The 13,467-nt window shown below is 60.3% G+C and carries 14 protein-coding genes; 5 read left to right on the forward strand and 9 right to left on the reverse strand.

The window, feature by feature from the left end; translation table 11 throughout:
* Window positions 1-294: 294 nt before the first annotated feature.
* Both AC4CWF_RS06225 and AC4CWF_RS06230 read right to left on the reverse strand, forming a co-directional pair.
* Entirely contained in the window at window positions 295-1,224 is a 930-nt protein-coding gene (locus AC4CWF_RS06225) for a DMT family transporter (RefSeq protein WP_491284259.1), read from the reverse strand.
* A gap of 119 nt (window positions 1,225-1,343) precedes the next feature.
* Entirely contained in the window at window positions 1,344-1,676 is a 333-nt protein-coding gene (locus tag AC4CWF_RS06230) for a hypothetical protein (protein WP_491284260.1), read from the reverse strand.
* A 313-nt stretch (window positions 1,677-1,989) separates the two neighbouring features.
* Between AC4CWF_RS06230 and AC4CWF_RS06235 the strand changes: the two genes are divergently transcribed.
* The 3 genes from AC4CWF_RS06235 (at window position 1,990) to AC4CWF_RS06245 (ending at window position 3,958) form a co-directional block, all read left to right on the forward strand.
* The gene (locus AC4CWF_RS06235) at window positions 1,990-3,192 is read left to right on the forward strand and encodes a pyridoxal phosphate-dependent aminotransferase (protein WP_491284261.1); all 1,203 of its coding nucleotides are present in this window, start codon (window positions 1,990-1,992) and stop codon (window positions 3,190-3,192) included.
* A 104-nt stretch (window positions 3,193-3,296) separates the two neighbouring features.
* On the forward strand, window positions 3,297-3,569 hold the full coding sequence (locus AC4CWF_RS06240; RefSeq protein ID WP_491284262.1) for a type II toxin-antitoxin system Phd/YefM family antitoxin: 273 nt from the start codon (window positions 3,297-3,299) through the stop codon (window positions 3,567-3,569).
* A complete protein-coding gene (locus AC4CWF_RS06245; protein ID WP_491284263.1) occupies window positions 3,566-3,958 on the forward strand; it encodes a type II toxin-antitoxin system VapC family toxin in 393 nt (130 codons plus the stop codon). The genes AC4CWF_RS06240 and AC4CWF_RS06245 overlap by 4 nt, the downstream gene beginning before the upstream one ends.
* Before the next feature lie 31 nt (window positions 3,959-3,989).
* Here AC4CWF_RS06245 and AC4CWF_RS06250 read toward each other — a convergent pair whose 3' ends face one another.
* Together AC4CWF_RS06250 and AC4CWF_RS06255 are read right to left on the reverse strand one after the other, a co-directional pair.
* Entirely contained in the window at window positions 3,990-5,204 is a 1,215-nt protein-coding gene (locus tag AC4CWF_RS06250; RefSeq protein WP_491284264.1) for a PQQ-dependent sugar dehydrogenase, read from the reverse strand.
* A 204-nt stretch (window positions 5,205-5,408) separates the two neighbouring features.
* A complete protein-coding gene (locus AC4CWF_RS06255; protein WP_491284265.1) occupies window positions 5,409-6,506 on the reverse strand; it encodes a calcium:cation antiporter in 1,098 nt (365 codons plus the stop codon).
* Between the two features lie 177 nt (window positions 6,507-6,683).
* Between AC4CWF_RS06255 and AC4CWF_RS06260 the strand changes: the two genes are divergently transcribed.
* On the forward strand, window positions 6,684-6,950 hold the full coding sequence (locus tag AC4CWF_RS06260) for a DUF2188 domain-containing protein (RefSeq protein ID WP_491284266.1): 267 nt from the start codon (window positions 6,684-6,686) through the stop codon (window positions 6,948-6,950).
* Between the two features lie 5 nt (window positions 6,951-6,955).
* Here AC4CWF_RS06260 and AC4CWF_RS06265 read toward each other — a convergent pair whose 3' ends face one another.
* Window positions 6,956-7,858 (reverse strand): LysR family transcriptional regulator, encoded by a 903-nt coding sequence (locus AC4CWF_RS06265; RefSeq protein ID WP_491284267.1) that lies wholly within the window; start codon window positions 7,856-7,858, stop codon window positions 6,956-6,958.
* A gap of 88 nt (window positions 7,859-7,946) precedes the next feature.
* Between AC4CWF_RS06265 and AC4CWF_RS06270 the strand changes: the two genes are divergently transcribed.
* A complete protein-coding gene (locus AC4CWF_RS06270) occupies window positions 7,947-9,005 on the forward strand; it encodes an NAD(P)H-binding protein (RefSeq protein ID WP_491284268.1) in 1,059 nt (352 codons plus the stop codon).
* A gap of 74 nt (window positions 9,006-9,079) precedes the next feature.
* Here the strand turns inward: AC4CWF_RS06270 and AC4CWF_RS06275 are convergent, their stop codons facing one another.
* From AC4CWF_RS06275 to trxB, 4 genes are all read right to left on the reverse strand, one after another.
* On the reverse strand, window positions 9,080-10,201 hold the full coding sequence (locus AC4CWF_RS06275) for an alkene reductase (RefSeq protein ID WP_491284269.1): 1,122 nt from the start codon (window positions 10,199-10,201) through the stop codon (window positions 9,080-9,082).
* 52 nt (window positions 10,202-10,253) lie between these two features.
* Window positions 10,254-10,550: an ArsR/SmtB family transcription factor gene (locus AC4CWF_RS06280; protein ID WP_491284270.1), complete on the reverse strand. Its 297-nt coding sequence runs from the start codon at window positions 10,548-10,550 to the stop codon at window positions 10,254-10,256.
* A gap of 582 nt (window positions 10,551-11,132) precedes the next feature.
* Window positions 11,133-12,029 (reverse strand): LysR family transcriptional regulator VtlR, encoded by an 897-nt coding sequence (locus tag AC4CWF_RS06285; RefSeq protein WP_377296595.1) that lies wholly within the window; start codon window positions 12,027-12,029, stop codon window positions 11,133-11,135.
* Between the two features lie 8 nt (window positions 12,030-12,037).
* On the reverse strand, window positions 12,038-13,012 hold the full coding sequence (gene trxB, locus AC4CWF_RS06290; protein ID WP_491284271.1) for a thioredoxin-disulfide reductase: 975 nt from the start codon (window positions 13,010-13,012) through the stop codon (window positions 12,038-12,040).
* Window positions 13,013-13,467 lie beyond the last annotated feature (455 nt).

Genomic DNA, 13,467 nt, shown 5'->3' on the forward strand with positions numbered 1-13,467 from the left:
GAGGAAAGGGGCCCGTATTTACCGCGTGAGACAAAGAAAAGATCATCATGATCCTTGCTGCATCCCCCGCCCGGAAGTTTTGGCGCTTCCGAAACGCTTCATTATAGCTCTTCCCATGCTCGCAAATTGCCCGAACCAACACAGAGTGCTGCGTTTGACGCAAATTGGCAAGAAAAAGTTTTCTGACGCGAATGGGCAACACCGAACGCCTGTTTCGCCGGCGTCGGAAATTATGGCGTGCGATTGCGGCAAGGGCGAAAAGCCCGCAACTTCAACGGCGTCGCCGGTGGCGAATCAGCTCTCGAAGGGGGATGGTGCAGCGCTATCCGGCGCGCTGCGGGCGATGCCTCGCCGCTTCAAAAGTTCCGGCACCAGCTCAACGATCAGCATGGCGGCAAAGATCAGTCCGCAGCCGAGATAGCCGATGGGCGGCAGTGCTTCGCCCAGAAGCAAAGCACCGAAAAAGGCGCCGAACAGGGCCTCCGACGACAGGACGATCGCCGCCTGTGGCGCCGTCGTATAACGCTGGCCAATCACCTGCAGCACGAAGGCAAGCCCTGAGGAAATCAGGCCGACATAAAGAATTTCCGCAAGCGATCCGGAGATTGCCTCAAGCGACACCGGTTCGACGAAAATGCCGATGGCAAGCGCTGCAACCGCGCAGACGGCAAATTGCGTTGCAGACAGCGCCAGCGGTCGCTGCGACCGGCTGACGAAATGGCCGGCCAGCACGATCTGCAGGCCCCAGAAGCCGGCGCAGGTGATGCTCCAGAGATCGCCGGTGGAGACAGAAGCCACATCGCCGCCGCCGAGCAGGAAGATGCCGAAAAGGGCCATCAGCGCCACGGGCCAGATGATCCAGTGCGGATATCGCCGGAAGATGAGGATGGAGATGACCGGTACGAAGACGACGTAGAGGCCGGTCAGGAAGCTTGAATTGGTGACGGTGGTCGTTTGCAGGCCGATCTGCTGGGTGATGGCACCGCCAAAAAGCGCAAGCCCGACAAGCAGGAAGTCTGCCATGTCGCGGCGGTGTGGTCTGTGGCCGATCCGCCGTGCTTCGATGATTGCAAACGGCAGGACGGCAAGCGCTGCGATGGCAAATCTGAGGCCGACGAACCAGAAGGGGCCGATGCTTGCCATGGCTGTCGATTGCGCCACGAACCCGCCGCCCCAGATGGCGGCCGCAAGAAGAAGCACCAGGTTCGCCTGCAAGCGCGTCATGTCGAAATCCGTGAAAGGTTAAGCCGGGCGCGGGTTTCGCCACGGCGGCTGCCTATCAGGTGGTAACGGCAGGCTCAAGCTTTTCGATGCAGGCGATTCGGCAAGGTGGCAATGAAGCCTCAGGAATGATGGATGCGGCGGCCGTCGGCCTTGGTGCTTTGGCTTGCAGCCAGTCCGCGAAAACTCAGCCTCCAGAGCCCCGCTGCCGCCACGCAGAAGACCAGCGTCAGCGCGCCGAAAATAAGCCGCTGATCGCCGGCGGCATCGCTTTGCAGGAGAAGCTGCGGGGTGACCACCTGCGACAGGGAGGAAATGTCCTGCGCACTGGCCGTGCCGACCAGCGCCAGCATCATCAGCACGCAGGCCGCAAGGGCCGTCACGGCAACCCACAAACTGCCGCTCAGGCGGCGTGTCCGGATGCGGGCCGTGGCCTCTTCGTCGTCCAGAAACATGGGGCAGTCCTCTCAAGGCGTCGTCGATAAGGTGAGAAGACCTCTGGAAAGCGACGTCACAACGACGGGATTGCGGCAGTTGGCGGCAATTATTGTGGCGAAAACAAGGCGTTACGGGCAAGGCATCGCAAGGTGCGGATAGTGCCGGTTGCCGCCGTTGAAATAACACGCGAATTCGTGTTTTGCCGCGCGTGGCAAGAAAGACGCACGTGCCGGCTTTTCGGCCTTGAAACAGGCGGCTTTCTTCGACATAGAACCTGACGGCAAAGCCGAGCCGGCCTGCCGTTTTTAACAGCTTCAGGACATTATCATCATGGCCTTTCTTGCCGATGCACTTTCCCGCGTAAAGCCGTCCGCCACCATTGCCGTTTCGCAGAAAGCCCGCGAACTGAAAGCCAAGGGCCGCGACGTGATCGGGCTTGGTGCCGGCGAACCGGATTTCGATACGCCTGATAATGTCAAGCAGGCCGCCATCGACGCGATCAACCGCGGCGAAACGAAGTACACGCCGGTTTCGGGCATTCCGCAGCTGCGCGAAGCCATCGCCAAGAAGTTCAAGCGCGAGAACAATCTCGATTACACCGCAGCCCAGACCATTGTTGGCACCGGTGGCAAGCAGATCCTGTTCAACGCCTTCATGGCAACGCTGAACGCCGGCGACGAAGTGATCATTCCGGCGCCTTACTGGGTATCCTACCCGGAAATGGTGGCACTGTGCGGTGGCACGCCCGTTATCGTCTCTGCCACGCAGGAAAACAACTTCAAGCTCCAGCCGGCCGATCTCGAAAAGGCGATCACCGACAAGACCAAGTGGTTCATCTTCAACTCACCCTCCAACCCGTCCGGCGCTGCCTATAGCCATGACGAGCTGAAGGCGCTGACCGATGTGCTGGTCAAGTATCCGCATGTCTGGGTTCTCACCGACGACATGTACGAGCACCTGACCTTCGGCGATTTCAAGTTCGCAACGCCGGTTGAAGTGGAGCCGAAGCTTTATGACCGCACGCTGACCATGAACGGCGTGTCCAAGGCCTATGCGATGACCGGCTGGCGTATCGGTTATGCAGCCGGCCCGCTGGAACTCATCAAAGCCATGGACATGATCCAGGGCCAGCAGACCTCGGGCGCCTCCTCGATTGCCCAGTGGGCCGCCGTGGAAGCGCTCAACGGTCCGCAGGATTTTGTGGAAAAGAACAAGGCGATCTTCGAAGGCCGTCGTGATCTCGTCGTCTCCATGTTGAACCAGGCCAAGGGCATTTCCTGCCCGAACCCGGAAGGCGCCTTCTACGTCTATCCGTCCTGCAAGGGGCTGATCGGCAAGACCGCGCCCTCGGGCAAGGTTATCGAGTCGGACGAGGATTTCGTCACCGAACTTCTGGAAACCGAAGGCGTCGCCGTCGTCCACGGCTCGGCATTCGGCCTTGGCCCCAACTTCCGCATCTCCTACGCCACCTCGGAAGACCTGCTGGAAGAAGCCTGCCGCCGCATCCAGCGCTTCTGCAACGCCTGCAAGTAAGCACGGCTGTCAGCATTTATCGAAGGGCTCGCCAGTTATGGCGGGCCTTTTTGTCATTGAGGGTCCTTGTTGACGATTTCACGCTCCAAGCGTACATTTTCACCATGAAAACCGTCTCCATTCGCGAAGCTCAGGATCGTTTTGACGAACTCGCACAGGATGTCGAGAAAGGCGAAACCGTGACCGTGACCCGCAACGGCAAGCCGGTGTTCGATCTGGTGCCACGTGAGGGTGCGACCCAGAAGAAGGGCGGGATCGATCTGGATGCTCTTCATGCACACCTGAAGGCACTCGGTGTAGAAGATCCTTTTCCGTATATTGCGGATGATTTCGATGATCCGTTGCCCGAGGATTTTCTTCTGCGGCCTCTGCCTTGAGCAGGCGATATCTCCTCGACACGCATATCATCCTCGCCATCCTGCGGGCCGACGTTTATGAGCGCTTTCCCTGGCTGGCGAGGCTGGTTTCCGCTGCCGATTTCGTGGGTGTGGTCAGCGTCGCCAGCCTGTGGGAAGTCGCGATAAAAACGCGTCTCGGCAAGCTAGACCCAGGCGTTCCTGTTGAACGTATGCAGTTCAGTCTTCAACAGGCAGGCCTGACAATCTTGCGTATCGAGGTTGAACACGTCCTCACCGTCGCCCAGCCCGAGCCTCCAACACGCGATCCTTTCGACCGATTGCTTCTTGCCCAGGCGCAAGTCGAAAACCTGCAACTCGTTACCATCGACCGGGCGCTTGTCGATCACCCGCTGGCGTTCCGGCTCTGATCGGCATACCGAAACGCCAGCAAGCAAGTATTTAAGCCTTCGTCAGCCTGATGATTGTGGACTGACCGCCGCCGCGTTGTTCGGTGACGGCATAAACGGCACCATCGGGGCCAACCTTGACATCGCGGATGCGGGCATTGAGCGGCACGCGTTCCTCATGCTTCACCCGGTCGTTTTCCATGTGCAGCACGACGACGCCCTGGCTGACCAGTCCGCCGACGAGGAAGGCGCCTTTCCATTCGGGGATGGCGTCGCCATCGTAAAAGGCCATGCCGGAGGGGGCGATGACAGGATCCCAATAATAGACCGGCTGTTCGGTTTGGGCCATCTGGGTGATGCCCTTGCCAACCGGCGCGCCGCTATATTCGATGCCGTAAGTGACTTCCGGCCAGCCGTAGTTTTTGCCCGCTTCCGGACGGTTCAACTCGTCGCCGCCCCGCGGGCCGTGCTCTACCAGCCAGAAACGTCCTTCGTTATCCACTGTCGAGGACTGTACATTGCGATGGCCGAGCGACCAGATTTCCGGCAGAGCATTCTGCTGGCCGACGAAGGGGTTATCCGGTAGCGCCTTGCCTTCCTGAGTGATGCGGAACACCTTCCCGAGGCCGCTGTCGAGATCCTGCGCCTGCACGCGCGGTTCGCTGTCGGAGCGTTCGCCGACGGTCACGTAAAGTTCGCCATTGGTTCCGAAGGCGAGGCGCGATCCGAAATGCTTGTTGCCGTCATAACCGGGCATCTGGCGGAAGATCACCGTGAGATCTTCCAGCCTGCCTCCGCCTTGGTCATCGGGCACGAGCCGCGCGGAAGCGACAGACGTGCCATTGCCATCCTCACGTTCCTCGGAAAACGAGAAGAAGATTTTCGCCGAGCTTTCATAGTCGGGCGCAAGCGCCACATCGAGCAGTCCGCCCTGGCCGCCTGCCAGCACTTTTGGCACGCCGGCAATCGCAGGCCCTGCCTTGCCGTTGTTGACGATATGCATGGCGCCCTGTTTGGCGGTCACCAGCATGCGCCCGTCCGGCAGGAACTCCATCGCCCAGAGATGCGGCAGTCCCTCAGCCACCGTTTCCGTTTTGATCTGAGCCATGGCTGCAGGCTGAGAGGCGCGTGTCTGGCCTTTAAACTGCGGTTCCTGGCTCGGAGCATTGGGCGGTTTGGTTTCCGCAGGCTGCCCTTGCGCATAAGCGGGCAGGGCGGCAGCGCCGGCAAGGATCGATCCGGCGATCAGAAGGCTGAACGATTTCATGGTCTTCTCCCAGTTTGCAAAGCGTGCGCCAGCGACGCAATCATCGTGGCACCCTCGCTCACCATGTAGGGTGGCTGGGAGAAATGACCGCACAAGTGACGTTCAAGTTTGCTTTATCCGCATTTGATCAGGCGGGTTCGCAGGTTGAATCAGGTGCCTGTCAGGTTGAGTCGGCTTTGGATCCTAAGCGCCTGAAATAACAATTTAAAGTCCGAGCATGGTCAGCATCAGGAAGGTGGCGAACAGCACGAAATGTGTCATTCCCTCGATGGCGTTCGTTTCGCCATCATTGAGGTTGATGGCCGCCGCAATCAGCGTGATCGTCACCATCACGGTCTGCACGGGCGTCATCGCCATGATGAAGGGCTGGCCCGTATAAAGCGCAATCGCTTCCATCACAGGCACGGTGAGGATGACGGTGGAGAGCGAGGCGCCCATGGCGATATTGACCACCGCCTGCATGCGGTTGCGAAGGGCTGCCCGGAGCGCCGTTAGGATTTCCGGAGCTGCCGAAATGGAGGCAACGATCACCGCCATCAGCGCGGGTGGCGCGCCGCTGCCCTCAAGCCCGGTATTGATGAAGGCGGACATGAACTCGGCGAGCGCTCCGATCAGCACGACGCCGATGAGGATGATCACGATCGAGCGCGTGGTCGAACTCTCGCTGTGCTCCTGCTCGGGGTGCTGAGGGTCTGCCGATGGCTTAGCGCGCGGATAGCTGTAGCTGAAGAAATAGCTGTGCGGCCCCACCTGCATTCTGAGGAAAAGCCCGTAGAGAGCAATCATCGCGCAGATGGTGAAGGCGGAATAATAATGCCAGCGGTCGGCCGGCACGAATTCCGGCACGATCATCGATATGCCCATGGCGGTCAGGATCATCACGCCATAGGTCTTGCCGGAATTGTCGTTATAGGGCTGCTCGCCGTGGCGGAGGCCACCCAGCAGGGCTGCAAGACCGAGAATGCCGTTGATGTCGATCATCACGGCGGAATAGATCGTGTCGCGCACCAGCGTCGGCGAGCTTTCGGAACTCATCAGGATCGCCAGAATGATCACCTCGACCGCCACGGCCGACAGCGTCAGGATCATGGTGCCATAGGGATCTCCCACCTTGTGCGCGAGGATCTCGGCATGATGGGCAACCCGGGTGGAGACAAGGACGATGACACCGATCAGCGCTGCGGCGGCAATGAGCGAGACAAGCTTTCCCGCCTCCAGCACCGCATGTTCCGTCAGATAGGCGGCAATCGCCACGAACAGAGCGACCAGGAGAAATTTTTCCTGCTTTACCAGTGATGTCATGTGCGCTTGTACTCCCGGCCACTCAGGCGCAATCTATGGCGGTGGCTGCAAGGTTCAAGCTGCGCCGCCCATGCAGGTCTTCGCCCCGTGAAAATCCTTTTAGGGAACCGCGAGGGCGCTCGGCCATTTGCCGCTTGGACATTGTTTCAAGAAGAACAGAAACTCAGGAGGAAAACCATGACGAAGGTCGTTTACAAGGTCGTTCAACACGATGGCGGCTGGGCCTACCGGCTGGGCGACGTCTATTCCGAGACATTCGCCACCCATTCGGACGCCTTGCAGGCCGCGCGTATTGTGGCTGCCGAACAGCAGGTGGGCGGCGATGCCGAAGAGATCAGCTGGCAGGATGCAGCCGGCATCTGGCATGTCGAATACAGCGATGGCGGCGACCGGCCGGAAGCCGAAGTGGAAGATATGGAGCCTGATGGCGACCGGGCGCGCTGACGCTGTCAGACGCCTCGCACATAATCGATCAGCCCTTCGCAGAGCGCATCGAACACTGCTCTGCAACGGGGCGATTGCCTGAGGTTTTCGTGCATGGCGACCCAGGTGTCGAGCGACAGGGAAAAATCCGGCAGAAGCCGCACAAGGTGCGGCTGCCGTTGCGCCAGCTTGACCTGGCAGATGCCGATGCCCGCTCCCGCGCGGATTGCCGAAAGCTGGGCAAGGTTACTGTCGGTGCGGTAGGTCCAGTGAAGGTTTTGCGGAAAGTCCGGCGCCTGTTGCCGGATGCTTTCGATGCTGGCCCGGATAAAAGCCGTCTCGTGGTCAAAACCGACCATGTGATGCTGCGTCAACGCCTTGAGATCCGCTGGACTGCCCTTGCGATCCAGGTAGCTGCGGGCTGCGTGAAGTCCAAGTTCGATCGTTCCGATATGGCGGGCCACCAGTGCATCCTGCTGCGGTTTTGTCATGCGCACGGCAATGTCTGCCTCGCGCCGCAAAAGATCTTGCAGCGTGTCGGACAGGGATAACTCCACGGACAGCCGCGGATAGGCCGCCTGCAACTGCGCCAGGATCGGCGGTAGAACCTCCACACCGATCACATCACTGGCGCTGATGCGCACCACGCCTTCCACAGCGCCGATGGCGCTCGATGCCTCGCGCAGCAGTGCCGCAGCCGTGGTGGAGAGGCTTTCCGCATAGGGGCGCAACGCTTGCGCCGCATCGGTGGGGCGCAAGCCCTGTTGCGAGCGCGTGAACAGCGCATGACCCAGCGCCTGCTCCAGTTCATCGATATGGCGCCCGACGGTCGGTTGCGTCAGCCCGAGCGTGCGTGCAGCCGCCGAGAGGGACCCGGTTTCCAGAACAGCCAGCAGCGTTCGGTAGAGATTCCAGTCCGGCTCATTCATTTTTGAATAGACACCATAAGCTTATCGCCAATTTCATATAGCGCCAAGGCACAGGATACTCCAGTCCGTCAGACCGAAGGAGTTTCCAATGACTGTTTCCCACGTAGCCGAGAACGCCTCCACCACCCTTGTTGCAAAACCCATTGCGCTTGTCCTCGGCGCCACCGGAGGTATCGGCGGAAGCGTCGGCCGCCGTCTGGTCGCGGACGGATGGCATGTGCGTGCGCTGCATCGCAAAGCGCTGTCCGTTGCGCCGAGCGAACCGTCATTTCAATGGGTAACGGGAGATGCCATGAACGGTGGCGACGTGCTGGAGGCGTCGAAAGGGGCGCAGGTTATCGTGCATGCGGTCAATCCCCCCGGCTACCGCGACTGGGGTAAGCTGGTTCTGCCGATGATCGATAATACGATTGCTGCGGCAAAGACCTGCGGCGCGCGCATTCTTCTGCCCGGCACGGTTTACAATTTCGGGCCGGGCGCCTTTCCAATTCTTGGCGAAGACAGTCCGCAGAACCCGTTGACGGCCAAGGGTGCCATTCGTGCCGAGCTTGAGCAACGGTTGCACCGCGCAGCAGAAGACGGCGTGCCGGTGCTGATCGTGCGGGCGGGAGACTTTTTTGGGCCGGGGGCCGCAAGCAGCTGGTTTTCGCAAGGTCTGGTCCGGCCCGGCCGGCCTGTCACCCGTGTCATCCGACCGGCAGCGCGGAGCATTGGCCATCAGTGGGCCTATCTGCCGGATGTGGCCGAAACCATGGTGCGGCTTCTGGGGCAGGCAAGCCGTCTGCCGCCTTTTGCTGTCTTTCACATGGATGGTGTCTGGGATGAGGATGGCGAGCGGTTGATTGGTGCCATTGCGCGTGTGACCGGGCGCACGCCGCGCCAGCACAGGTTCCCCTGGTGGCTCGTGGGCATGGCACGCCCGGTCGTGCCGCTGTTCCGGGAGCTTTGGGAAATGCGGTATCTGTGGGCAACACCGGTTCGAATGTCGAACGGGAAGCTTCGCGCATTTCTGGGTTTTGAGCCGCACACACCGCTCGATACGGCGATCCGCGAAACGCTCATTTCGCTCAAATGCCTTGAACCGCAGGCTGGGCCGGTGTTCGGCAGTGGCGGGAAAACGATACCCAAGACCGCCTTGCCCCGCTAGCCACGGGCGTTTTGTTCAGCTCGTCCCCGATAAAAACGAGGCCCGCCATGTGCGGGCCTCGCAAGCGATCAGGATTATTCGGCTGCTTCCAGCGTCGGATAGTCGGTATAACCTTCCGCGCCGCCGCCGTAGAGCGTCTGCGGGTTGATGTCGTTCCAGGCCGCGCCATCCTTGATGCGGCGCACGAGGTCCGGATTGGCAATGAACGGCTTGCCGAAGGATACGAGGTCGGCCTTGCCGCTGGCGACGGCCTCTTCTGCCGTCTCGGCCGAATAACCGTTGTTCAGCATCCAGGCGCCCTTGCCGCCGGCATCGACATAGGTTGCCTTGAAGGCTGCGTAATCGAAGCTGGTGCCTTCATACTGGTGGTCGCGCGGGCCGCCGGTTGCACCTTCGATCACATGGATGAAGGCGAGGTTGCGGGAGGCAAGCGCCTTGACCAGCGTGTTGAACACCGCCTGCGGATCGCTGTCGCTGACATCGTTGGCAGGCGTCGTCGGCGAAAGCCGAATGCCCGTCTTGCCGGCGCCGATGGCGTTCACGACAGCATCGACCACTTCCAGCGTCAGGCGGATGCGGTTTTCGATCGAGCCGCCATAGGCGTCCGTGCGCTTGTTGGCGCCGTCCTTCAGGAACTGGTCGAGCAGGTAACCGTTGGCGCCGTGGATTTCCACGCCGTCAAAGCCGGCATCGACAGCAGCGCGGGCAGCCTTGGCGAAATCATCGGCAATGCCTGGAAGTTCGGAAAGCTCGAGTGCGCGCGGTTCGGAGGTTTCGGCAAATCCGCCGCTGCCATCTTCGTTCAGGATATAGGTCTTCGACTTCGCGGCGATCGCAGACGGTGCGACAGGTGCCGCGCCGCCCGGCTGCAGCGACACATGCGAGATACGACCGACATGCCAGAGCTGGGCCACGATCTTGCCGCCGCGCGAATGCACGGCATCGGTGATCTTCTTCCAGCCTTCCAGCGCTTCCGGCAGATAAAGGCCGGGAACATCCGCATAACCCTGGCCCTGCTGGGTCACGGCAGTGCCCTCGGACACGATGAGGCCGGCGGTGGCGCGCTGTTCGTAATAAACGACGTTCAAATCGTTCGGGATCGCCTTCGGCGAGCGGTTGCGCGTGAGCGGCGCCATGACGATGCGGTTCTTGAGGGTAAGGTCCCCGAAGGTGACGGTGTCAAAGAGTGTCGGCATGAGAATTCCTTTTGCGTATTGGGCTTGGGAGGAGGAGCCGGGCGACGGGCGCTTAAAGCGTGTCGCCAAGATGGGAGACGAAGGCGCGGATCATGTCTTCGTCGCGATGGTAGAAGGTCCACTGACCGACCTTGGTGATCTTCACGAGACCGGCTTTTTCAAGGGTCGCCAGATGGGCGGACACGGTGGACTGCGACAGGCCGCAGCGCTTTTCGAACTGGTTGGCGCAAATGCCCATGTCGAGCGGATGCGCTTGCGAGGAAAAATGCGCCTCCGGCTGGCGCAGCCATTCGAGAAACTCGAGGCGCACCGGATGCGACAGGGCTTTGAGGATTTCGGTGCGGTCCATGGCCTGATCTCTTATATCGTCCATGACCGATATATGGATCGATATTTTCCGATTTAAAGAGGGGAAGGGGATCGGCCGCCAAAAAAAATGGGCCGCCGGATTGCTCCGAGGCCCAAAGTTATGAAGGTTTAAAAACCTCCAGAGGGGAACAGCCGGCGCGGGCAACGAGGGGATGTTACCAAGTGGCGCCAACTGTCATCAATATGGGGGTGGGGTCTTACAGAAGCAAGTGCTGTGCCGCGCTGCCGGCTGATATTTCCGCTGACATGGGCAAGGCACAGTTAAAAAAAGAGGGCCACCGGATTTCTCCAGGGCCCTTTAAATTGTGAAGGTCAAATAACCTCCAGAGGGGAACAGCTGCTGCGGTGGAACTGGGAGGAAAAGCCACCATGTGCATCAGCTGTGTGCGATATGGTTCTTTATTGTGCAGCGAACAATCGGTTTTTGTGCAGGCCAGCCATGCGTTCGTTGCAAGGGTTAGCTATTGAGCTGTCGTCAATTGTAGGTTCCCACGCCCAAGCCTTTGGAAATGCGTGATTTTGACAGCCGGTTGCGTTGGCGCTGTTTTGCCCGTGACGTTTTTCAGAAGTTCCAGTTTCTGGCCTTGGCGACGATAAAGTCACGAAACACCTTCAGTTTGGCAGCGTTTTTCATCTCGTCGGGGTAACAGAAATACGTGTCGAACGAGGGAATGTCGGCATTGATGGCAAGCTGGATGAGTCCCGGATCGCGTCCGACGATGTAATCCGGCAGCACGGCGATGCCGATTCCCAGCAGGCAGGCCCGCTTGATCGAGGTCTGGCTGTTGATCTGCAGGTGCGGCAGGCGCGGATTGTCCGAATTGCGGCCGGCATATTCCAGCCAGTTCACATCCAGCAAGTAATTGGGGGCAGGCTCCCCGAAGGTGATGATTCGGTGATCGTCGAGATCCTCGATCGTCTGCGGTTCGCCAAACCGGTTGATATAGGAGGGTGCTGCGTAAACGTGCATGTGCACGGTAAACAGCTTGCGCTGGATAAGGTCGGATTGCTGCGGCTGGCGCAGGCGGATGGCGCAATCGGCGTGGCGCATGTTCACATCCAGTTCCTCGTTGTCGAGGATCAGCTGGATGGCCATTTCCGGATAGAGCTGGAGGAATTCCTGCACCTTGTCGGTGAGCCAGCCCTGGCCGAGACCGACCGTCGTCGTTACGCGCAGCTTGCCGCTCGGCTTTTCCGTCGTCTCCGTCAGCTGCATCTTCACCGTTTCGAGCTTCAGCAGCACGTCATGGGCGGTGCGATAGAGAAGTTCGCCTTGCTCGGTGAGGATCAGGCCGCGCGCGTGGCGGTGAAACAGCTTGACCCCGACATCCTGCTCCAGCGCGCTCACCTGCCGGCTGATCGCCGATTGCGACAGATGCAGCTTGTCGGCGGCATGGGTGAAGGAACCGGCTTCGGCGGCCGCGTGAAAAATGCGCAACTTGTCCCAATCGAGCGGCACGACCATCTCTACTCTGCCGCTTCGGCGAGCGGCAGGATGCCCGCAAGGTAACGTTCGGCCTCAAGCGCTGCCATGCAGCCGAGCCCCGCGGCGGTAATCGCCTGGCGGAACGTATCGTCCGTCACGTCGCCGGCGGCAAACACGCCGGGCACGTCGGTCGCCGTCGAATCCGGGGCCGTCCACATGTAGCCGTTCTCCTTCAGCCTGACCTTGCCCTTAAACAGTTCGGTTGCCGGCGCATGGCCGATGGCCACGAACACGCCATGGATCGGCCGTTCGGTGATCGCGCCGGTCAAGGTATTGCGCAGTTTTACGCCCGTCACCGAAGGCGGCATCGGCGGCTTTGCGGCATCGCCGGTGATTTCGGCCACTTCCGTGTTCCACAACACTTCGACATTCGGGCGCTGCATCAGGCGTTCGCGCAGGATCTTTTCCGAGCGGAAACTGTCGCGGCGATGCACGACGGTGACGGACTTGGCGATATTCGACAGGTAAAGCGCCTCTTCAACCGCCGAATTGCCGCCGCCGACGACGATGACATCACGGTTGCGATAGAAGAAACCATCACAGGTGGCGCAGGCCGAGACACCAAACCCCTGAAAGTGCTGTTCGCTTTCGATGCCGAGCCATTTTGCCTTGGCGCCGGTGGCGATGATCAGCGTATCGGCCGTCCACACCTGACCGGAATCGGTCTTCACCACGAAGGGACGGGTGGACAGTTCCACCTCGGTCACCAGGTCGTTGATGATCTCGGTGCCGACGTGATGGGCCTGCTTCAGCATCTGCTCCATGAGGAACGGCCCCTGGATCGGATCGGCAAAACCCGGATAGTTTTCCACATCCGTGGTGATCATCAACTGGCCGCCCTGTTCCATGCCGGCAATCAGCACGGGTTTCAGCATGGCGCGCGCGGCATAGATTGCCGCCGTATAGCCGGCAGGCCCGGAGCCGATAATGAGAACCTGCGTGTGACGGGCAGACATGGATGGTTTCCTTTCGAAGAGCGGCATTGGCGCGAGCAAGCGGAACACAGGACCATCAGGCGGTTCCCGGCCGGTGCGCCTTTAAGTCCTCCATTTATGAACGTTCCATGCCTCAATTCAAGGGCAGCCCTGCGTTGAACGGCGGACTGGCGCCTTTACGCACAATAATGATGCCGCAAAGGCCTTTGTTTCCGGCTCTCCGCACAGATTTTTCGCTCGGATGTCGGTGCTGCTGGCTGCGCGCATTCGCCATGGCAATCCGCTATGTGCAGTCAGGGTGTTTTTCGCCTGCCAATATGCGCGGAGCCGCTGCCGCCCGTGCGCCGTGTTTTCCAGCCTATCCCTGCTTGACTCTTGCCTCCCGACCTTGGGTTGCGTAAGGCGGGACTTTCTTTCGCAGCTGGCGAGAGTGGATCCACGACAATTGAGGGGAAGATACCGGCGGGGGCGGGGCG

It is taken from the genome of Neorhizobium sp. PAMB6630, from assembly GCF_058242775.1.